Source organism: Alteromonas sp. DYW1 (assembly GCF_059752595.1).
The window spans coordinates 264,197-284,760 of record NZ_CM186038.1 but is presented as its reverse complement, the minus strand read 5'-3'; the positions used below and the strand labels follow the sequence as shown (position 1 = coordinate 284,760).

Annotated in this window: 16 protein-coding genes; 12 read left to right on the top strand and 4 right to left on the bottom strand. The window is 45.7% G+C overall.

All coding sequences use genetic code 11. The annotated features are described in order from the left end of the window. Positions 1-286: 286 nt before the first annotated feature. The gene (locus AC121Z_RS01280) at positions 287-766 is read left to right on the top strand and encodes a DUF3224 domain-containing protein (RefSeq protein ID WP_498125995.1); all 480 of its coding nucleotides are present in this window, start codon (positions 287-289) and stop codon (positions 764-766) included. Positions 767-837: 71 nt separating this feature from the next. Here AC121Z_RS01280 and AC121Z_RS01275 read toward each other — a convergent pair whose 3' ends face one another. Further along, positions 838-1,230 carry a DUF3718 domain-containing protein gene (locus tag AC121Z_RS01275; protein WP_498125994.1) on the bottom strand — a complete coding sequence of 131 codons (393 nt, stop codon included), beginning with the start codon at positions 1,228-1,230 and terminating at the stop codon, positions 838-840. Between the two features lie 377 nt (positions 1,231-1,607). Next, positions 1,608-4,475, bottom strand: coding sequence for a M14 family zinc carboxypeptidase (locus AC121Z_RS01270; RefSeq protein WP_498125992.1), 2,868 nt, complete (start codon positions 4,473-4,475; stop codon positions 1,608-1,610). 210 nt (positions 4,476-4,685) lie between these two features. On the opposite strand from AC121Z_RS01270, the gene AC121Z_RS01265 reads away from it, so the two are divergent. Genes AC121Z_RS01265 through speA form a run of 3 tightly spaced genes read left to right on the top strand, consistent with a single transcriptional unit; the run spans position 4,686 to position 7,361 of the window. Next, the gene (locus AC121Z_RS01265) at positions 4,686-5,159 is read left to right on the top strand and encodes a hypothetical protein (protein WP_498125990.1); all 474 of its coding nucleotides are present in this window, start codon (positions 4,686-4,688) and stop codon (positions 5,157-5,159) included. Next, positions 5,159-5,377: a helix-turn-helix transcriptional regulator gene (locus tag AC121Z_RS01260; RefSeq protein WP_498125988.1), complete on the top strand. Its 219-nt coding sequence runs from the start codon at positions 5,159-5,161 to the stop codon at positions 5,375-5,377. The genes AC121Z_RS01265 and AC121Z_RS01260 overlap by 1 nt, the downstream gene beginning before the upstream one ends. A gap of 55 nt (positions 5,378-5,432) precedes the next feature. Next, positions 5,433-7,361, top strand: a complete 1,929-nt coding sequence (gene speA / locus AC121Z_RS01255; protein WP_498125987.1) for a biosynthetic arginine decarboxylase — start codon at positions 5,433-5,435, stop codon at positions 7,359-7,361. On the opposite strand, the gene AC121Z_RS01250 is transcribed toward speA, so the two are convergent. Next, positions 7,362-8,573 (bottom strand): serine hydrolase domain-containing protein, encoded by a 1,212-nt coding sequence (locus AC121Z_RS01250; protein ID WP_498125985.1) that lies wholly within the window; start codon positions 8,571-8,573, stop codon positions 7,362-7,364. A 186-nt stretch (positions 8,574-8,759) separates the two neighbouring features. Between AC121Z_RS01250 and AC121Z_RS01245 the strand changes: the two genes are divergently transcribed. The 3 genes from AC121Z_RS01245 to AC121Z_RS01235 all read left to right on the top strand — a co-directional run bounded on the left by AC121Z_RS01245 (position 8,760) and on the right by AC121Z_RS01235 (position 11,614). Further along, positions 8,760-10,151, top strand: coding sequence for a DNA-3-methyladenine glycosylase 2 family protein (locus AC121Z_RS01245; RefSeq protein WP_498125983.1), 1,392 nt, complete (start codon positions 8,760-8,762; stop codon positions 10,149-10,151). 4 nt (positions 10,152-10,155) lie between these two features. Then, positions 10,156-10,617, top strand: coding sequence for a methylated-DNA--[protein]-cysteine S-methyltransferase (locus AC121Z_RS01240; RefSeq protein ID WP_498125982.1), 462 nt, complete (start codon positions 10,156-10,158; stop codon positions 10,615-10,617). 184 nt (positions 10,618-10,801) lie between these two features. Next, positions 10,802-11,614, top strand: a complete 813-nt coding sequence (locus AC121Z_RS01235; protein ID WP_498125980.1) for a DMT family transporter — start codon at positions 10,802-10,804, stop codon at positions 11,612-11,614. Between the two features lie 24 nt (positions 11,615-11,638). Here AC121Z_RS01235 and AC121Z_RS01230 read toward each other — a convergent pair whose 3' ends face one another. Further along, positions 11,639-13,069: a GGDEF domain-containing protein gene (locus AC121Z_RS01230; RefSeq protein ID WP_498125979.1), complete on the bottom strand. Its 1,431-nt coding sequence runs from the start codon at positions 13,067-13,069 to the stop codon at positions 11,639-11,641. A gap of 151 nt (positions 13,070-13,220) precedes the next feature. Here AC121Z_RS01230 and glmU point away from each other — a divergent pair, with 151 nt between their 5' ends. The 5 genes from glmU (at position 13,221) to AC121Z_RS01205 (ending at position 20,436) form a co-directional block, all read left to right on the top strand. After that, positions 13,221-14,579, top strand: a complete 1,359-nt coding sequence (gene glmU, locus AC121Z_RS01225; protein WP_498125977.1) for a bifunctional UDP-N-acetylglucosamine diphosphorylase/glucosamine-1-phosphate N-acetyltransferase GlmU — start codon at positions 13,221-13,223, stop codon at positions 14,577-14,579. Between the two features lie 162 nt (positions 14,580-14,741). Then, a complete protein-coding gene (locus tag AC121Z_RS01220; RefSeq protein ID WP_498128114.1) occupies positions 14,742-15,500 on the top strand; it encodes a DeoR/GlpR family DNA-binding transcription regulator in 759 nt (252 codons plus the stop codon). A 1-nt stretch (position 15,501) separates the two neighbouring features. Then, positions 15,502-17,334 carry a glutamine--fructose-6-phosphate transaminase (isomerizing) gene (glmS, locus tag AC121Z_RS01215; protein ID WP_498125975.1) on the top strand — a complete coding sequence of 611 codons (1,833 nt, stop codon included), beginning with the start codon at positions 15,502-15,504 and terminating at the stop codon, positions 17,332-17,334. A 143-nt stretch (positions 17,335-17,477) separates the two neighbouring features. Beyond that, complete coding sequence (locus AC121Z_RS01210; RefSeq protein WP_498125973.1) at positions 17,478-18,347, top strand: TnsA endonuclease N-terminal domain-containing protein; 870 nt, start codon at positions 17,478-17,480, stop codon at positions 18,345-18,347. Further along, positions 18,331-20,436: a TnsB C-terminal domain-containing protein gene (locus AC121Z_RS01205; RefSeq protein WP_498125971.1), complete on the top strand. Its 2,106-nt coding sequence runs from the start codon at positions 18,331-18,333 to the stop codon at positions 20,434-20,436. Before AC121Z_RS01210 ends, AC121Z_RS01205 begins: the two co-directional genes overlap by 17 nt. Positions 20,437-20,564 lie beyond the last annotated feature (128 nt).

Sequence of the window (20,564 nt, the reverse complement as noted above, 5' to 3'; positions counted from 1 at the left end):
TTGCTAGTTTGCTAGTTTGCTAGTTTGCTAGTTTGCTAGTTTGCTAGTTTGCTAGTTTGCTAGTTTGCTAGTTTGCTAGTTTGCTAGTTTGCTAGTTTGCTAGTTTGCTAGTTTGCTAGTTTGCTAGTTTGCTAGTTTGCTAGTTTGCTAGTTTGCTAGTTTGCTAGTTTGCTAGTTTGCTAGTTGATTATAGACCTTAGAGCATACTCTAAGGTCAAATAAAAACATTGCAAAATAAACTGTTTATTTATACAGTTTTTTTACTAATCTGAAACCGGTATAGAAAATGCGGCGTTCTCTAGCGAAATGTTTGGCGACCCTATTTATTATTGGACTATTTGGCTTAACGCAAAGTATCGACGCCGCCACTCACAAAAAGGGCTCACCTATGCAAACAGCAAAAGGGCAATTCGACGTACAACTGCAACCACAGAAAGATTTAACCAATAATGCAGGTCGCTTGCTTATCGATAAGAATTATACCGGCGACTTGTCTGCCAGCGGCACGGGCCAAATGTTAAGCCACCGCACACAAGTTGAAGGCTCTGCAGGATATGTAGCAATAGAAACCATTGAGGGCGAGCTTGATGGGAAAAAGGGCAGTTTTGTTGTTCAACACTCAGGCTCCATGGCGGCGGGCGAACAGCATTTGTCGATCACCATTATTGCTGATTCAGGTAAGGGTGATTTAACTGGTATTTCGGGTTACATGGAAATCGACATACGCGAGGGCCAGCATTACTATTCTCTGCACTATAAGATTTAACCAGTCGGTAAACATAAGTAAAAAGCCCGCATATAGCGGGCTTTTTTACCTAACATGTTGCGACTATCAGCTTAGATACGCTCGTTTAGCACACTTGCGATAGGTGAATCCATTAAACCATTCTCTGAAACCCAAGCGCGTAGCGTTAAACCATCGGCTTCTGGTGCATTTAGCTGACTCTTAGGCATTTTTTTCACAAGTAATGAACCTGACTCTACGGCACCAGATAAAAATGCGGTACGGATCAAGCTGTTACCACCACAAGAAATACCGTTATAGTAGTCTTGTAGCTTCAAGCTGAAGTTCTTTTCAACACTCGACATTTTCTTACGCAGTTGGCCTTTATCATCTGCCTGAACGATATTGCAGATGTTCTGCAATTCATTTTCAACACTTGCAGAAGCGGTGTTAGTGAAACCCAAAGATGCTGCTACTACGGCTACAGAAATTACATTTTTCAACATGATATTTTCCTCTAAATTGTTTGGTAATGTTTAAAAACGAGCGCATTAAACACCAAGCCAACTGTTCACAAAATAAACGGGCTTATACATACGTATACTTTTTAATACCGGTTAAAATTTAACCAACTCATCTTAGGGCAAAGAAACGGCCGAAAAGTAAACTTAACTCTATGTAAAATATAACTTTTATTAAACACACCCACTAATCAGCATGTCTCAATTAGGCCTTCTTAGTTGCGGTAGTTATTTTTCAACAATGATTAAAATTAATGTTTTTCCATAAAAAAAGGGCCATTCTCAGGCCCTAAATTTGAACAAAAAACATATGAAAATAGCCATTTAATCTAATTTCATAAGATGTCGCTTAAAATTAAACGTTATAATTCAACATATGGGCTTGTCCCAAATCCTGGTCCAAATACGATAGCATTCAATAAGATACGATTTACGCCGCGCGTTGCACCACGGAAATTAGGTTGCCCAGAAAATAAAATAACCTGGCCTTTCCCGGCTTTTTCCCGCGTAACATATGCTGAATGCGCGATCCTTTGTGCCGCCTCTGGCCACAGTAAACCACTCATACGCACAACCGGCGTTTGGCCAGCTGGATGGGAATACCAAGTTGTTAGTGAATCGTCATCGGCTGTCTTATTTGCAACGTAAACGCCAACCCGAACGACACTCTCTACGCCATCGGCGGCCATCAAAACAGGTTGCCTGCCGTATAACAAAGGCAAAACCGGATTGACGCCAAAGGTCAACCAATGCTGCTGATCGGTGCGCCCAGCCACCATCGCCCCTCTCGGCATAAAGAGTTTTTGCCAGTCATCATGTTGTTTGAGCAGGTCTTTACTGGGGGATTTCTCTGCTCCTGTCCAGGGATAGGTTACATCCGTAGGTAATAGGTGTGATTGAGTGCCTGCTAGATCGATATCGCCATGGCTGGCTAACCATTCTCGCTGTAATGCAATATTGTAGTCACTGGCTTTGTCGAAGGTATCGTGGATCTGACGGACCCTGCTTGCCCCTTCATTCTTAGCCAAACTCGCTGCACTCGTACCATGAGCAATCAATGTTCCGCCTTGTTTAATCCATTCATTCAATGCACTGATGTGGCTATCATCCAGCTTGCCAAATGTAACAGGGAGGATTAAAACGTTATAACGACGCAAATCTATCCGTGAAAGCATATTGATGTTGACTTGGCTATGACTCACTCCCAAATAACTATCTATCCCCCACCATGTCGCGCCCACATCATAACTACTCACATTGCCATGACTTAAAAGGCCAATTTTAGGCTGCTGCAAGAGTTTAAAGTGTCGTCCACCCCAGTCGGGTAAGTCCCCCTCGCCAAAACCACTGTTGTGTGCGTTTAGCCCCAAAGTAAACTTATCTGCCATTACCATTAACCTAGTTTCCAAATCATTGTAAGCTAGGTTATCCATACGCGTAACAAACACCGAGCCGCGCGCGATGCTGTGCTGGTTAAATGTCGTTTGTTTGTCAGCAACACGCACCTGTATGCCTTGCTCCATCAACTGGGCGGCAAAACCAAGGGCGTTGTCATCCGCGCCATTAACTGACCAAGCAATAGCGTTTGGCGCCAGATTATGGATGATGTCTGGTGAGGTATATTGCACAATATTACTATCAATATGCTCAGGCACTTCATACGCCTCTAAGCCATACATCATGCTTAAATTCCATGCTGTCGTGTCATACATGATCGACTGGCCATTACGCAGTAATTTTTGTCGCTCTTCGCGCAGCACATCGGCACTTACCTGTGCGTCAAACTCCATAATCGCAGCCAACAGCCGGGCTTCAGGCTGCCGATTGCGAATGATCAGACTCCCCTTTTGGATCTCTACATCACCCACTTGACCCAGCTGATCCACTGCATCTTCTGCAGTAAATGACTTTGCCGCCACATAAACTTCAATATCTTGGGCCTGTAACTTCTCAACAAAGGCGGTTAAACGGCTCTGATTTTCTGTTGCTTGGACAATATACGTTTTATTCGCATAGGGTCCTTTTTTGGCGACGTTTTCTTTACGTGCCTGCCAATAGTCTGCATACATGGCGTCAGAGTGTTGCGCCAAGGTCTGTAGATTGGCCATAGTACTGACAAATTGATGGTGTACCGACTCCATGTAAGTTTGCACTGTACCCTCGGGTCGTTTCACACCATCTTCGGCCATCCGCGATTGTTCATATAGGATATGCATGCTGCCGCGGTACTCTGCATAATTTGAATAGCCCGGGTACCAATTCTCAAACCATTCACCGGTATAATAACGCCAATTACGCTGATCAAATGCCGCACCTTGGTCACGCGCAAATACCTTTGCCCATTCCTGCAAACTGGCACTGATATTCGTATTCAACGGTTGACGAGGCGGCCCCATGAGATAGGTATCCTGAGCGCCCATTTCATGACCATCGATCATCAATTGTGGGCGCCAACGATTGATTAACTTCACCCGCCCCTGCGTTTCTGGTTGGGTCAAATAAAAGAAGTCGCGGTTTAAATCAAAAAAATAGTGATTGGTTCTACCGTATGGCCAATCGCCCTGATGCAATAATGACTGATCATCCACATTTGGAGCGGTCCCACGATATTGCTCGAGTGACTTAGCAAATCGCGCGCGGCCATCGGGATTCATGATGGGATCAATCACCACAACCATATCCTCAAGCATACCTGTGACAGCTGGATCTTGCGTGGCAATAAGGTGATAAATAGCCGCTAACGCAGCATCTGCACCCGAAGTTTCGTTGCCGTGAATTGAATATGCCATCCATGCAATTGCAGGGAGTTCACGAATCAGCCTTTCAGCCTCGGCATCAGAGGTTTTACGCGGATCTGCCAAAGCCGCAACATTTTTTAAGATATCAGACTCTTGTGCCAACAACTGTGGCGTTGAGATAAGTACTGCATACAGCGGACGCCCCTCGTGGCTGCGCGCGTATTCAACAACCCGTAATCGGTCTGATTGTTTGGCCCATATATCGATTGCGCGCATGATCTGATCGGGTGTAGCAACCCTCTGCCCGACAGCAAAACCTAAGATTTCATCGGGGTGGGTGATGCCCTCACGATAGTCCCCATCGAGAATGCGCCCAGCATATTGCAGATCGGGGTTGGGTGCTGGCTTCATCAATAAAGACGCGTTTGCCTTGGCTACACCAAAACTAAATGCGATCGAAAGAATAATTAAATTGACTAATACTCGCTGCATACTAACTCGCTGAATTAAAGAAAGTTATCCAACCATAGCGGCAGTATGACAAGGGTGCAATGGCGTTTGTAGCAAATGCGTGCACGTAGTCGCTTGACGGCAGCGGGTAGTGGACTATGTGACTGCTATTTGTAACACAATGTTAAACATTATTGACACGACGTTAACCCTGCATAACAATAACTACGGAATGTTAAAGTAGGAATCATTATGAATATGTCATTTTCGGAGAAAAGCGCGTGGATATCACTCGCTGTTGTTGTTTATATATGGGGCGACTATGCCATTGGCTTGTTTGGTCTGCACGCCAGCACTGCACCATTAGCAGAAAAGCAAGCGTCAGTTTTACAGATGATTTCTACAGCAGTTATCGCAGTGATCATTGTCGAGTCCGCCTTTCATGCACTGTTAGCCATGGCGCACCCAAAGAAAACAGAGCAGCAAGGTGATGAACGCGATAAAGCTATAGCGTTAAAGGCGACCAATGCCGCCTACGTTATTCTGTTTGCTGGCGTCATAATGACAATTGGTCATTTGCTGTGGGTTCAGCATTTTGGGGGGCCTGCATACACCAGCAGTCTTAACATCCCGTTTATTGAAGTGAATATTCTCTTATTCAGCGCTCTGTTGGCGGAAATTTCACGCTTTGCTCTTATGCTTAAAGAATATCGTTTTGGGGTGTAATGATGCCCTTACACAATAAAGTTCGCGAATGCCGGTTCTTTGCTGATGAGATGACTCAGTCGCAATTGGCCGAGGCTGTAGGGGTCACCCGTCAGACGATTATGGCGATTGAGAAGGGGCGTTACTCTCCCTCTCTTGAGGTCGCATTTAAGATCGCTTTAGTTTTTGCCAAACCTATCGACGAAGTGTTTTGGTATACACCCGATTCCTCGTTATAATTACGGTTTTTATGTGCGGCAAAAATCAGCTGCATTAATTAATAAAGGAACACTAGTGTCGAACGCGAAAAGCAAATGGTCTATTGAAGACGCCGAGCGCATTTACGGCGTATCCCGCTGGGGTGGCGGCTATTTTCATATTGGTGAAAATGGCAATGTTCAAGTAACGCCAGATCCTGAAAACCCAGACATGCGCATTGACTTTCAAGCGGTTATTGACGAAATAAAACAAGAAGGCGTGCAGTTTCCTGTCGTTGTGCGTTTTCACGACGTGTTACGAACCCAAGTCGAGTCGTTAAATAAGGCCTTTAACAGCACGATTAAAGAGGCTAATTATAAAGGCCAGTACAATGGTGTTTACCCAGTCAAAGTTAATCAGATGCGCGAAGTCGTTGAGGAGATTGTCGATGCCGGTGAACCGTTTAACTATGGCTTAGAAGCTGGCTCAAAAGCAGAATTGATTACCGTTCTTGCTTACAATACAAACCAGGACTCGCTGACTATTCTAAATGGCTACAAAGACGAAGAATTTATGCGTCTTGCCTTGCTGGGCACTAAACTCGGCCGCAAAGTCATGGTCGTGGTCGAAAAGTACAGTGAGCTTTTACTACTCGTTAAAATCGCCAAAGAGCTCAATATCGAACCGAACATTGGGGTACGCTCCAAAATGACGGTGAAGGGCCGGGGTAAATGGGAGGGCTCTGGCGGTGACCGAGCAAAATTTGGTCTTACCATTACTGAGATCATCAAAACCGCACGCTATTTGGAAGAACAAGGCTTAGGCCATTGCCTTAAACTGTTGCACTTCCATATCGGCAGCCAATTAACCGATATTCGTGCGGTTAAAGAAGCGATTAGCGAAGGCGCACGTATTTATGCTGAGCTGCATAAAATGGGGTTTGCCCTGGAATATGTTGATGTTGGCGGTGGTCTAGGCATTGACTATGATGGCAGTAAATCAACCAATGACTCTTCACGCAACTATACCATGCATGAGTATGTAGCCGACGTAGTATACGGCATGAAGGAAGTCTGTGATCTTGAAGGTGTGCCACACCCGACGTTAGTCAGTGAAAGTGGTCGCGCAATAACCGCCCACCATAGTTGCGTGATCACCGAGATAGTAGGAGAGATCCGCTCCAACAGTGCTCAAATGGATACTACTCGTGTCGATGGCGAGCATATTTTGGTTAGTAATATCCGTGATTTATATGAGTCTTTGGATAACCACCCTAATTTACAAGAAGTGTTCAATGATGCCTCTGAGTACAAAGAGAAGGCGGTTGATGCGTTTAAGCTGCGCGTTGTTTCACTCGAAGAGTTAGGCAAGATTGAAACCCTGTATTGGCTGATCATGGAAGAGTTACAACACCGCTTCCGCTCCGTTGATTTTGTGCCCGAAGAATTGCAAGAGCTGGATTATAACTTGTCCTCGCAATACTTATGTAACTTCTCCGTTTTCCAATCCGCTGCTGATACCTGGGCCATCGATCAATTACTCCCTGTGGTACCGTTAACCCGCATGGATGAAGAGCCCACGGTTAACTGCTCATTGGTCGATATTACCTGTGACAGTGACGGCAAACTGGATCAGTTTACTATTGAACGTGGCATTGCCGATGTATTACCTGTCCATCCATTGAAAAAAGGTGAGCCTTATCACGTCGGATTATTCCTGACCGGGGCATATCAGGATGTTATGGGTGATATGCATAATTTGTTCGGGCGCCTTAATGAAGTGCATATTTTTAGTTACGATGATGACCCGCAAGACTTTTATATTGAAGAGGTTGTCAAAGGTTCATCCGTGAATGATGTACTCAGTGTGATGCAATATAACCCTCAAGCCATGGCCACGGACGTAAAACGGCTGATCGATAAACACGTCGCTAGCGGTGGCATGAAACCGCGTGAGGGTGTGCGTTGGACAGACTTTTATGAGAACTGTCTGGCTGGTTACACTTACCTAAAAACCAGCAAGTAATTAGGGCGAGGTTGTCGCCGCAACTTTGGGCTGCTCTTGGTGTTTAAAGTAGGCAGCCCAAAACTCTGCCGTGGTGTAGTTAATCAGGTTACTTTCGGCATTCATTAGCATGGCATAAGCTGCGCCAGTATCAGGTGAGAAGCTAATGTCAGCGCGATAACCTTTGACCCAGCCACCGTGGTAAACCAACCGGTGCCCAGCAAAATCGTAGATCCGCCAGCCAAGGCCATAATGCGCATCTTTAAGGTGTTCACGCCAGCCACGGCGATACAGTTCACGGGTCGTGCGCACTCGCGGCTTAGCCACTTCGGTAATCATGCTATCAGTCACCACAGCTGGATATTCCGCTAGCATGGCTTGCAAATAAATTAACAAGTCTTGAATACTCGCGTTCACGCCTGCTGCTGGGGCAAAGCGATAGTAATTATTCTCGACCACTCCCTCACGCCAACGATTCTTTGCGATCGCTATGTGCGGTCGCGCCCAGCTTGTTGCCCCCATCAGTGCGCCTTTACCTGCACTGGCATTTTGCATTGCCAACGGGGTAAAAAGGTGCGTTTGCAGTTGCCGGTGATAGGACGTGTTTTGACTCGAGAAGTAATGCTCTAAGGTACCAAATAGCGCATTTTGATAGGTGTAACAATCACCGGGGGCGCACAATGGCTCTAAATCAGCCAACTGACCTAAGACACGCTTAACGGGATAGTCTGCTTCAATTAAGTTGTCATAGGCATTCGGCATAAAGCCGCTGGATTGGCCAAGCAAGTGTTCCAGCTGAATAGTCGCCGTGTTCGGGGTGTTGAAGTTAGGCTGATTGACTAATTGGGTTAGCTGAGTGTTCCAGTTAAGCTGTTTTTGCTCGACCAGTTTTGCCATCAGTACACCCGTGAACGTTTTAGAAACGGATGCCAATCTAAATACAGTATCTTTATCAATCGCTTGCCCGCGCCGATGCGTTTTACCCTGAGTGACAATGACAGGTTGTTCACCTTGCTGATAATAAACCAGTGCATAGCCGGGAATATTGAGTGTATTGGCCCGCGCTTGGACATCAGCGGTATAAGCAGAAAACCATTTAGGTGCCGACTGAGCATATGCGGCATTGAGACACAACAAAGCCACGCCACCCAAAACTAACGCCCTTAATTGGCGAGGGAAAAGCGATGTAAGCACATTGTATCGCGGCCAAAATGGCAAAACCTTTTTCAACATGGTTTTTCAACTACAACCTTATGCGGAAATCTGCGGAGGTAGATTATGTTGTCGCGAGGTAATGAAAGCAAATTTTCACGGCGGAAATTTGTATCAAGACGCGTCAGCATTGATTTCCGATTTCTTCGCATTAACAGTTCGATTATACGTTAAACTCACAGCATTAGAGTTGAAATAAGTCGTCTTATGGCACCGCATCCACAGCATTCGCAATTCCAATCGGCTCGGCTCTCTCGTGACCCGCGGTTTGACGGGTTGTTTTATATTGCGGTTAAATCAACGGGGATATTTTGTCGGCCGATATGTCCTGCCAATCTGCCTTTAGAAAAAAACGTTGAATATTACCCGACTCAACAACAAGCCATCCAAGCGGGCTATCGCCCTTGTTTACGTTGCCGCCCTGACAGTGCGCCAGGATCGAGTGCTTGGAAAGGCACTAATACAACCGTCGAGCGCGGCTTAAACTTACTCCAGCAACAACCGGAACTAAGTGTCAGCGCAATAGCCGAGAAACTCGGGATCACTGAACGGTATTTCCACCAGCTGCTGCATCGCCATATGCAACTCAGCCCCAAACAATTTAAATTGCACTCACAGCTACTAAATGCCAAGCAGCTGTTACACCAAACGCAGTTGTCCGTAGAAGACGTTGCTCAGGCAGTCGGCTTTAATAGTAGTCGTAGCTTACAAGCCCATATGCGCAACAAGTTAGCCATCAGTCCTACGCAAATACGCCGTAATCGCACGGCGCAGAGCAGTGAGGAAATTTGCATCGAATTGAGCTATCGCCCTCCTTATGACTGGGACGGAGTACGAAATTTCTTAGCTCTACGCGCAATTGCGCCATTTGAGCAAGTCACTACACACAGCTATTCGCGCTATTTTCAAATCACTGACGACAGTGACGTTGCGCACATTTGCGCCACCCATCAACCACACAAAAATAGCTTTCAGGTCACCATACGTCTAACCAATTTGACTCATTTAATTGGCGTTATTAACAATATTCGTCGCGTCCTCGATCTGGATGCTAATCCTCTGGTCATTCATGCAAGTCTACTCGCAAGTGGACTTAGTGAAGGTGAAATTACGCCCGGGCTTCGCTTGCCAGGGGTGTGGAGTCCGTTTGAAGCCGCTTGTCGTGCGGTTGTTGGACAGCAAATCAGTGTTAACGCGGCAATCAAGCAACTGCATTACATTGTCAACGCACTGCATAGCTGCGACAACTCAATTTCTCACCCCGTGTTTCCGTCACCAATAGAGGTTCGTGATCTTGACGAGAGTGTCCTGCGCATGCCAGCGGCGCGTAAACACACATTGAAACAGCTAGCTGCACTATATACTGCCGAAATATCCCCTTCATCTGAGGCGATTCTAGCCGTTAAAGGTGTCGGTCCATGGACGCACAATTACGTTCGTATGCGCGGTTTTTCCGATCCCGACGTTTTTCTCGCTACAGATTTGATTGTTGCTCGTCAGCTAAAGGCTAGGGCTCTTGAGCCCGAGCGCTGTGCGCCTTGGCGTAGTTATCTCACTCTGCAGCTGTGGCAACACGCCAATCACCCAACAACGGAATAAACCCATGCTAGCTCACGAACACCTTTCTACTCCAATCGGTTTGCTTGAAATCAGTGCAACGGCTGAGGCCATTACATCGGTACTGTTTGTCGAGCAAGCGCGTGTGGCACAACCTAATGCAATTACCACGCTCGGCCTAACTCAATTACAGGAATACTTTGCCGGTCAACGCCGGCAGTTCGAGCTCCCTCTGGCACCTACAGGCACAATGTTTCAGCAGCAAGTTTGGCAAGCTTTACAACAAATCCCTTATGGTGAATCAGTCAGCTATAGTAATATCGCGCAAGCCATTGGGAATCCAAAAGCCTGTCGGGCAGTAGGTGCCGCGAATGGCAAAAACCCCATTAGTATTATTGTTCCTTGCCATCGCGTTATCGGTCAGAATAAGCGCTTGGTGGGTTACGCGGGCGGTCTCGAGCGTAAAGCATGGTTATTGCAATTAGAAGCACAGCAACAACCTGGTTAGTACCTTTGCAAAAGTCATCTTTGTTGCTGTATTTCTTAATCAAACTAGGCGAATGTAGCAAATCATCCTAGCATGATTGCTCAATATGGCATCGCCAACAACAAGCAGGCTAAACTCAGTGCAATCAATCAGTACATGTAAACTCTTTCTACTTGGCGCTATCTGGGGTTCCTCGTTTCTTTTTATGCGCACCGCGACCCCTGAGTTTGGCGTTTATGCATTAGTCGAGGTGAGAACGGTTTTAGCGACGTTGTTTCTTATTCCTTTTGTGGTTTTGGCCAAGCAGTGGCGTGATGCCATTCAACATTGGCGTGATATTGCCTTTGTTGGCTTAGTAAATACAGCAATCCCTTTTTGTTTGTTTAATTACAGCTCTCTGCATTTAGAAGCTGGGTACAATTCAATTTTGAATGCCACAGCGCCGATGTTCGGAGCGCTTATTGCGTTTACATGGTTATCCGAACGACTGCCTCGTTCTGCCTTTATTGGTCTTTGCATCGGTTTTGCCGGTGTCATTCAGATCAGCTGGACAAAATTAACCTTTGGTAACGTCGGTATTTTGCCCATCGCGACGGCACTGGCAGCGACTTTTTGTTATGGACTGTCGGCGAGCTATATGAAGCGCCGTATGCAGGGTGTTAAACCTTTAGCTGTCGCGGCAGGTAGTCAGTTGTTTGCCTCGCTATTCTTACTTCCAATTGCGATTTACACCTGGCCAGAAGCAACGATCAGTATTAACGCATGGTCACAGGCGTTAGCCTTGGCGCTGCTATGCACCGGCGTGGCATACATTTTATATTTTGACTTAATTGCGTCTATTGGACCATCAAAGGCGATTACTGTGGCCTATCTTGTACCATTATTTGGGGTTATTTGGGGCGCCGTGTTTTTGGCCGAACGCCTGTCACTATCGGTGTACATTGGTGGATTTTGCATCGTGATTGGCGTCGCCCTCACTAACGGCATCTGGGAACGTTTAAAAAAAGGTTATCAATAAAGCGTCTAACTGTTGCCTAGCCTGTTAATCGGCAAGTTGCATACGTACCACGTTATTGCCGTCACGTTTAGCTTGATAGAGAGCATCATCAGCGTTGGCCGTAACCTCATTCATCGGTCGCGGCACTGCAGTATAAGAAACGCCAAAGGAAGCCGACAGCACTAAACCCTTATGGTTATTGGGCGGTTGAATGTCGCCGATCCCCTGCCGCAGCGATTGAGCGATATCAAATGCCTCGTGAGGGCCAGTATTTGGCAGTAAAATAATGAACTCTTCACTACTCCAACGCCCAACAATATCGCTTTCACGAACTCGACTGATAATAAACCCCGTAAAGCTTTCGAGAATTTCGTCGCCGACATTGCGCCCAAAGGTATCATTGATACTAGTGAAATTATCGATATCGATGATAATCACTGCGACCGTATGTTTGTTATCTATCAATTCGTTGTATTTTTCTTCAATCGCTAAACGGTCAGGTAAGCGAGCTGGAGTAATCTGTAAACGGTTACCGTGCATGTCTTTACGGAAATAGTACAAAATGTTGTAGATAACCAAGAACAACGCAAAAATGACGACTAACAAGGTGACCACGCTGGCGATAAAGCCTCGCGATATCTCGGTTTGTCTTGCGCTCAGAGGGCTTAATAGATAGAGGGTCCAATCAAACTGTCCAAGCTCAATTTCTGCGATCAAATGGTCTTGTTCTGCCACTGTGACTAATAAATTGTTGAGCTGTTTATTGGCTTTCACTTCTTCATCTAAACTTACATACCAGGGTAACTGGGTTAAGTTTTTAAATTGTGAATTCTCTGCGAGTAAGGCGGGATCTGATGACAGCATGATGTCGTCACTCGTGTCGACAAAAATAAAATCATAGCCATGTTCGCGCTTGTAGGTATCAAACACACTGATAAAACTATCGAGTGCTTTACCAACCCCAAAAAAGCCGAGAAATTTACCTTCATCATTGTAAATTTTCAGGTCAATATAGAAATGAGTGTCTTCCCACTTACCAATATCTGCCACCGCATCGCGCGGCCCATCTTTATATTTGAAATACCAACTCACCTCACCTTCGATAAGGTCTAATTCAGAGCCATCGGAGTTGATCTGTTTACGTTGCGGCTCACTGGCAATAAAAAATATCATGTCAAATTCGGATTCTAAGCGCTGCAGCATCGCTAAAGCTTTAGTCTTATCGATAGACTCACCTTCTGTGATATCCATTAATTCGATAAGTTCTCGGGACTTGCTGAGGGTTTCAGCAATGTGTAGAGGCTTAATCAATTGGTCGACAACCAAGTCAATTGCTGGCGACATGGAGGCTTGTTGTGCACGGCTTTGTTCAGCAACAATTTTGCTGATGCTAAAATGCACTAAGGTAACTATGGCCAGAATAACAACGGCAAATAGCACTAAAATACTGCGATGTAGTGTTCTAAAAATACTCACTTACCAACTGCTCCCCAAATGACGTTGACAACGTAGCCACCACTTAGAACTCTTTTCGATAATAGCACGCTTAGGGTTCCGCGCAATTGAGCGCTGACAATTTAGTCAATGTTCGCTAAACTTCGCGGCAATGAATTAAAGGAAGTTAATTATGGCATTATCAGTAGTTATTCTTGCAGCGGGCAAAGGCACACGGATGAAGTCAGCACTGCCAAAAGTGCTCCACCCCATTGCGGGCGTACCTATGGTGCAACGGATTATTAATACGGTAGAGCAAATCGGCGCTGATAGCATCAATTTGGTTTATGGTCATGGCGCCGATAGGTTAAAACAAACCATAACCGGTAAGAACATCAACTGGTGTTTGCAAGCCGAACAATTGGGTACCGGTCACGCCGTGCAGCAAGCCGCTGATCAGCTGCAAGAGGGCGATGATGTGTTGATCTTGGTTGGCGATGCGCCGCTCATCAAACCCACAACATTACAACGCCTACTCGCGGCGAAAGCAGAAGCTGATCTTGCCTTATTAACGGTTGAATTAGATGATGCCACTGGGATGGGTCGGATCATACGTGATGGCGACAACGTAACCGCCATCGTTGAGCATAAAGATGCCACTACAGAGCAACGCCAAATCAAAGAAATCAATACCGGCATGATGGTTATCCCAGCGACGGATTTAAAACGCTGGTTGGGACAACTGAGCAATAACAATGCACAAGGCGAGTACTACCTGACCGATGTCATTGCCATGGCCGCCAATGAAGGCAAACAAATCCGTGCTGCGCACCCGGAAAAAGTGTTTGAGGTCGAGGGCGTAAATAACCGCGTGCAATTAGCGGCGTTAGAACGTGCTTTTCAATTAGAGCAGGCCGAGAACGCAATGCTCTGCGGTGCATCATTGGCTGATCCAACACGCTTTGATGTGCGGGGTGAGCTGATTGTAGGTAATGATGTACAAATTGATATCAACTTTATCGCTCAAGGTCGCGTTGTCCTTGGTAATAACGTTAAAGTTGGCCCCAACTGTGTGTTAATCGACTGTGAAGTGGGTGACAACACCGTCATTGAAGCCAACTCCATTATCGAAGATGCTAAAGTCGGAGAATCATGTGCCATTGGGCCATTTGCGCGCTTGCGGCCAGGCGCAGTGATGCACGAAGGTGCCAAGGTTGGTAACTTTGTTGAAATGAAAAAGACCACCTTAGGCAAGGGTTCGAAGGCCAATCACCTGACCTACCTCGGCGATACCGTCGTTGGAGAAAACGCTAATATTGGTGCTGGTACCATCACCTGCAATTATGATGGCGTTAACAAATCCAAGACCACCATTGGCGACAACGCGTTTATCGGATCCAATTCGTCGCTCGTCGCCCCTGTCAATATCGGTGCGACAGCCACAGTAGGCGCCGGCTCAGTAGTGACTAAAGATGTCACGGATAACCAATTGAGCATCGCTCGCGCCAAGCAGCGCAATATTGATGGGTGGCAGCGACCAACCAAAAAGTAAATTCGTTTCACTTATTACCTTAAAGGCGCTGCGGCGCCTTTTTTAATACCTCCAAAAAGTTATAAAAAAAAATACCATAAGTTTCGGTTTAATACTTGTTTATTTCATTTTGAAAGGTATATTGCTTTCACTTCGTAACTAACGGTGTTTATTTTGGCTCGAGTGAGTACCCAACAGCGACAACAATCGATCCTCGATCAACTTGATCGCGACGGCAGGGTGTCGGTTGATGATCTGTCGAAGGCCTTTGCTACATCTGAAGTTACGATTCGAAAGGATCTACGCACACTAGAAGCCGCCAATAAACTTGTGCGCCAGTTTGGTGGCGCGGTAAAACTCAAAAACGAAATTAAACCTAGTGATAATGTTTCGAGTCGAAAGAAAAGCATTGCACAACAGGCAGCCACACTTATCCAACCGGGCGACCGCATCGTTTTAGATTCCGGCTCGACGGTAATGGCCCTGCTACCCTATTTAATTGACCGCAGCGATTTAGTAGTAATGACTAACTCGCTAGTCGTTGCCAATACCCTATCGCAATCAGAGACGCCACCGAAACTATTGTGCTGTGGGGGCTCTTGGGATGTTCAATCACAGTCTTTCCAAGGTCAAATGGCAGAAAAGATGCTCTCGGCCTATGATTTTGATGTGGCATTTATTGGTGCTGCTGGCGTTGATGGCAAACGCGGTACGACAACATTCAACGAATTGACCAATTTAAGTCAGGTGATGGCAGCCAATTCTGCACGCGTCGTCATTATGGCAGAAGCCAGTAAATTGCATCGGCGGATCCCGAATGTCGAATTGCCCTGGTCGAGTATTACAACATTTATCACCGATGACACCATTGATGCGGCATCGGTTTCACAAATTAACGAACACGGCGTAGAAGTCATCTGCGCAACAAACGAGGACTATTAATATGTGTGGGATTGTAGGAGCAGTTGCGGAACGTAATGTCGTTGAAATCCTCCTGGAGGGTCTGAAACGACTGGAGTACCGAGGTTATGACTCTGCCGGTGTCGCATTGCTCAATGCAGCAGGTGACCTTAGTCGTATTCGACGCGTTGGTAAAGTACAAGAGCTTGCCGATGCGGTCACGCCAGATAACAGTATTGGCAGTACCGGAATAGCCCACACGCGCTGGGCCACACATGGTGGTGTTACCGAAGACAACGCTCACCCGCATACCTCAACGGAACGTATTGCGGTTGTGCACAACGGGATCATTGAGAACTACCTTGAGTTACGCCAAGAATTAACCAATCTGGGCTATACCTTTTCCAGCGATACGGATACAGAGACTATCGCACACACGGTAAACGAAGTGCTCAAATCATCGTCAAGTCTTCTTGAAGCGGTACAGCAGTCAGTCAAGAAGTTTCATGGCGCTTACGGCACCGTGATCATGGATACTAAAGATCCAAGCCGCGTAGTGGTTGCTCGTTCAGGCAGTCCGTTAGTTATAGGTCTTGGTTTGGGTGAGAATTTCATTGCCTCTGACCAGCTGGCATTGTTGCCAGTTACGCGTCGCTTCATTTTCCTTGAAGAAGGTGATGTCGCTGAAGTCACCCGCCGTGATGTGAAAATTTATGATGTAAATGGCGAGCCTGTTGAGCGTGAAATCATTGAATCTAATGTTGAGCATGACGCAGGCGACAAAGGTGGCTATCGCCACTACATGTTAAAAGAGATCCACGAGCAACCGACCGTCGTGCGTAACGCGCTACAAGGCCGGTTGACCGAAACTGGGATCGCTGACAACTTGTTTGGTCATAATGCTGACGAGATCCTGAAAGATGTGAAGCACGTCCAAATAATCGCCTGTGGAACCAGCTACCATGCTGGCATGACCGCGCGCTATTGGTTAGAGCAATACGCCAATGTCTCGTGTAATGTGGAAATCGCGTCGGAATTTAGGTATCGCAAATCAGTTGTCCATCCTAACAGCCTCCTTGTGACAATTTCGCAATCAGGTGAGACCGCCGACACTCTTGCGGCCCTGCGTTTGGCCAAAGAACTTGGTTATATGTCTACCTTAACGATCTGTAATGTGCCGGGTTCGTCGTTAGTACGTGAATCGGATTTGGCCTACATGACCAAGGCTGGTGCTGAGATTGGTGTGGCTTCAACCAAAGCCTTTACCACACAATTAACCGCCTTCTTACTCCTGACCCTCGCGCTTGGTCAACACAATGGGCTCGATGAGGCTGCGCAACAGTCAATCATTAAGGGTTTGCATAGTTTGCCTAGTAAGTTAGAAGAAACGCTGGCGCTAACGGGTGGTATTGAGAACCTGGCCGAAGAGTTTGCAGACAAGCATCACAGCTTATTCCTCGGCCGTGGCGACCAATACCCAATCGCAATGGAAGGTGCGCTTAAGCTGAAGGAAATTTCCTATATCCATGCAGAGGCCTATGCATCTGGCGAACTAAAACACGGCCCGCTTGCGCTGATTGATGATGAAATGCCGGTGATTGTTGTTGCACCAAACAACGAGCTACTAGAAAAGCTGAAATCGAATGTTGAAGAGGTGCGTGCTCGCGGCGGTATCATGTATGTATTTGCCGACAAAGACGCACGCTTCCAAGGTGACGACACCATGCGCGTAATCAATGTGCCGCATTGTGAAGCACCCATTGCACCGATTATCTACACTGTACCCCTACAATTACTGTCCTACTATGTGGCATTAATCAAAGGTACTGACGTTGACCAGCCACGGAATCTGGCGAAGTCTGTCACCGTAGAATAACAAGGGCCGAAAGGCCCTTTTTTTTTGTAGATTGACAAAAAACTATCATATGTACAAAAAAGTATCATACTAAGCAAAAAACTATCATACTTAACATAATCCGAGCTATGCTTTGACTTAATAGCCTTGCTCGGATTATCAATATGAGTATGAAACCCGCTTTCTTAAGCGCCTACCCGAAAGAAATTCAGAGTCTTCTTCAGCCCGCAATTCTGAGACGCTTACAAAAAGAAAAACGTGGCCAAGGTTACGGAAAGGATTATAAGCCCTTTTTAACTGTACGAGATGTTCCAAGCAAGGGAAGGGTACATCGCCGTCCAGCTCTTACTCATAACCGTATCGTCCATCTACTTTCAGACCTTGAGCTTGCAGCATTTTTACTTTTTGATTGGAATGACGCTGTGGTCGACATACGTGAGCAGTTCCCTCTTAACCCTGAAGCCACAATTGATATTGCAAAAAGGTTAGGAATCAAACATCCCGTATACAAAGGGATATATCAGGTTATGACTACTGATTTTTTAATTGATATGGAAATTGATGGAGTTCTAGTTAGCCATGCTGTTTCAGTCAAGTATGCTGAAGATCTAGAGGATGAGCGCACACTAGAAAAGCAGGAGATTGAGCGTCGCTTTTGGGAAAATGAAAAAGTAGCTTGGTACGCATTTACAGAACACGATGTGCCAGTTACGTCGGTAAAAAATATCCGCTGGTTAGCGCCTCACATGCACAGTTATGATCTTGAGGTCTCCGAGAGAATGAGCATTTTTAAACGAATCGCCAAAGCGCTTGATGGCAATTCGGCGGAAAAATTGCCAGTACCGTTGCGAGAGCTGGATGACAAGTATACTCAAGAGCCCGGCGCTCACCTCCAATATTTCAGACACTTAGCGGCACAACACGCTTTTCTTTGGGACATTCACGGAACACTGCACACCAAGCTAAAAGCAAGGGATATAGAACTGTCAGAGTACTGGTTAAATCAGGAGGCAAATTATGTTCATGCCAAATGATGTTTATCAATGGGATACCCAAAGAATCAGGATACTCTTGAGCAATCCGCAAGTAATTTATTGGATAAATATAGATGACGAAAGAGCCTTGCCACAAATAACACGGAAATCAGAATTTGAACACTTGTTGGCTAGAGCCGATCTTAAAGTAATCAATGATCCTTACGTAAATATTAGCATGAGCGCACCTAAGGCTGGTTCGAAATCCGATGAAGTACAACAAAAAGCATGGAGAGCTATCAAGGATATAGTCAAATCGGAGCCCGGTATTTATGAGAGGAAAGCCCGTGGATTGCTGATGAGTAAGATCATGGAAGAGAACAAAGTTACAAAGCAAACGTTGTATCGCTGGCTGCGAAAATATTGGCAATTCGGTATGTGTGCGAATTCATTGAGTGGCCGGTATGATTTGTGTGGGGGGAGAGGAAAACCGAAAACATTTAAAGAGAAAAGAAACGGACCAATTCGTAAACGTAATCTGGGCGAAGGTGTCCCGATCACAGAGCAAGTCAAATCTCTTTTCAGGCTTGTTATTCAAAAAAGCTACCTTAACGAAAATAAATATGACTTTGATTATGCGTACAACCAATTATTGATCGCTTATGGGGTTAAAATTCCAGCATCGCCGGAAGACTTGATCAATGTGCCAACAGAGCGTCAATTTAAATATTTTTTTCAGAAAGAATATACATCGATCGAAGTGACCAAGAAGCGTGAAGGTGAAATTAACTATCTGAAAGATTTCAGTCCCAGTATTGGTACCTCGACAGCCGAAGTGCCAGGCCCTGGCTACCTTTACCAAATTGATGCCACCATAGCTGATGTATACCTTGTGTCAGAGCAGGACCGCGCAGAAATAGTTGGCCGACCTACTATGTATTTTGTTGTAGACGTATTCAGTCGAGCGATTGTTGGTATGTACATAGGCTTGGAAAATGCTTCCTGGGTCAGTGCAATGGAGGCGCTTGGAAATGCTATGGCAAATAAAGTCGATTATTGTGCAGAGCATGGCATTGATATCACGCCTGACTTATGGCCAATGCAGGGTTTGCCAGAACATATAATTGGAGATAAAGGTGAAATGCTTGGTCGACATGTCGAAGTACTCAGTAAAGCTTTTCACGTCGAGATTCAAAATACGCCTGCCTACCGAGCTGACTGGAAAGGAATTGTAGAACGCTATTTTCGAACTGTTCAGACTAAAATGAAGCCATTTGTTGAAGGTTATGTAACCAAAAATCCAATTGGCAAGAAGCGCCATGGTAAAGATTATCGGCAAGATGGAATACTAACTCTAAAAGAGTTCACTAAAATGATGATTAAGATAGTGCTTCACTATAATAATGATCATGTTATTAGAACTTACGATATTGACTCTGATATTCCGAAAAAGCTCCCAGCGAATCCACTGTCCCTTTGGAACTGGGGTATCGAATATCGTACAGGCATGTTAAGAAGACCTGCTCATCAACTGGTAAAGGTAAACCTGCTGCCTCACACAAATGCGACTGTGACTGAACATGGTCTAAAGCTCTTTGGCTGTTATTACAGCTGTAAACAAGCGCTAGAATGGGGTTGGTTTGAAGAAAATTACAGAGGAGCCCGAACGGTTACCGTTGCTTATGACTTATACAGTACGAATACAATTTACCTTCGCCCCTCTGACTCGTATGCTGAATTTATACCTGCAAACTTAACGTCCCGAAGTCGTGCTTACGCCAATATAACGATATGGGAACTATGGGTTATTCAGGACATTCGATTGGATGTAGCGGCCACGTCAAAACTTAAGAAGCGATCAGGCTCGGTTAATTTGGTTAGTGAACTTCAGCAAATCAAAGACGAATCCAAGCAGCATCAACCAAATTATACGAAAACTGAGAAAGCGCAAAGAGCGAAAGGGATTGCAGACAATAAACGTAAAGAAAGGCAGTATGAACGAAGCAATAAGACAGCAGAACGGAATAAGGCTTTTGTAAGTACTTCGGCGACTGTAACACCGATTCATGGTGCAAATGCTGAGCAAAAGAGCTTTAAACTTCCGACTCGGTTGAAGGATCTATTGAAAGACGGGGAATCAGATGACTAATACAAAAGCAACTAGGTTTCCTGAAGCAGAATACAAAAAAACAGGATTACCTGAGTACGATGAAAACCCGCTGATCGCGGCGCTTCCGGTAATAATGAGCCCCATAGAAGTGGAAAAGTCCTTGAGAA

Excerpts from the sequence above, each read along its gene's own strand:
- AC121Z_RS01280 (WP_498125995.1), top strand. The coding sequence starts at position 287 with ATGCGGCGTTCTCTAGCGAAATGTTTGGCGACCCTATTTATTATTGGA.
- AC121Z_RS01275 (WP_498125994.1), bottom strand. The coding sequence starts at position 1,230 with ATGTTGAAAAATGTAATTTCTGTAGCCGTAGTAGCAGCATCTTTGGGT.
- AC121Z_RS01270 (WP_498125992.1), bottom strand. The coding sequence starts at position 4,475 with ATGCAGCGAGTATTAGTCAATTTAATTATTCTTTCGATCGCATTTAGT.
- AC121Z_RS01265 (WP_498125990.1), top strand. The coding sequence starts at position 4,686 with ATGAATATGTCATTTTCGGAGAAAAGCGCGTGGATATCACTCGCTGTT.
- AC121Z_RS01260 (WP_498125988.1), top strand. The coding sequence starts at position 5,159 with ATGATGCCCTTACACAATAAAGTTCGCGAATGCCGGTTCTTTGCTGAT.
- AC121Z_RS01250 (WP_498125985.1), bottom strand. The coding sequence starts at position 8,573 with ATGTTGAAAAAGGTTTTGCCATTTTGGCCGCGATACAATGTGCTTACA.
- AC121Z_RS01245 (WP_498125983.1), top strand. The coding sequence starts at position 8,760 with ATGGCACCGCATCCACAGCATTCGCAATTCCAATCGGCTCGGCTCTCT.
- AC121Z_RS01240 (WP_498125982.1), top strand. The coding sequence starts at position 10,156 with ATGCTAGCTCACGAACACCTTTCTACTCCAATCGGTTTGCTTGAAATC.
- AC121Z_RS01235 (WP_498125980.1), top strand. The coding sequence starts at position 10,802 with ATGCGCACCGCGACCCCTGAGTTTGGCGTTTATGCATTAGTCGAGGTG.
- glmU (WP_498125977.1), top strand. The coding sequence starts at position 13,221 with ATGGCATTATCAGTAGTTATTCTTGCAGCGGGCAAAGGCACACGGATG.
- glmS (WP_498125975.1), top strand. The coding sequence starts at position 15,502 with ATGTGTGGGATTGTAGGAGCAGTTGCGGAACGTAATGTCGTTGAAATC.
- AC121Z_RS01210 (WP_498125973.1), top strand. The coding sequence starts at position 17,478 with ATGAGTATGAAACCCGCTTTCTTAAGCGCCTACCCGAAAGAAATTCAG.
- AC121Z_RS01205 (WP_498125971.1), top strand. The coding sequence starts at position 18,331 with ATGTTCATGCCAAATGATGTTTATCAATGGGATACCCAAAGAATCAGG.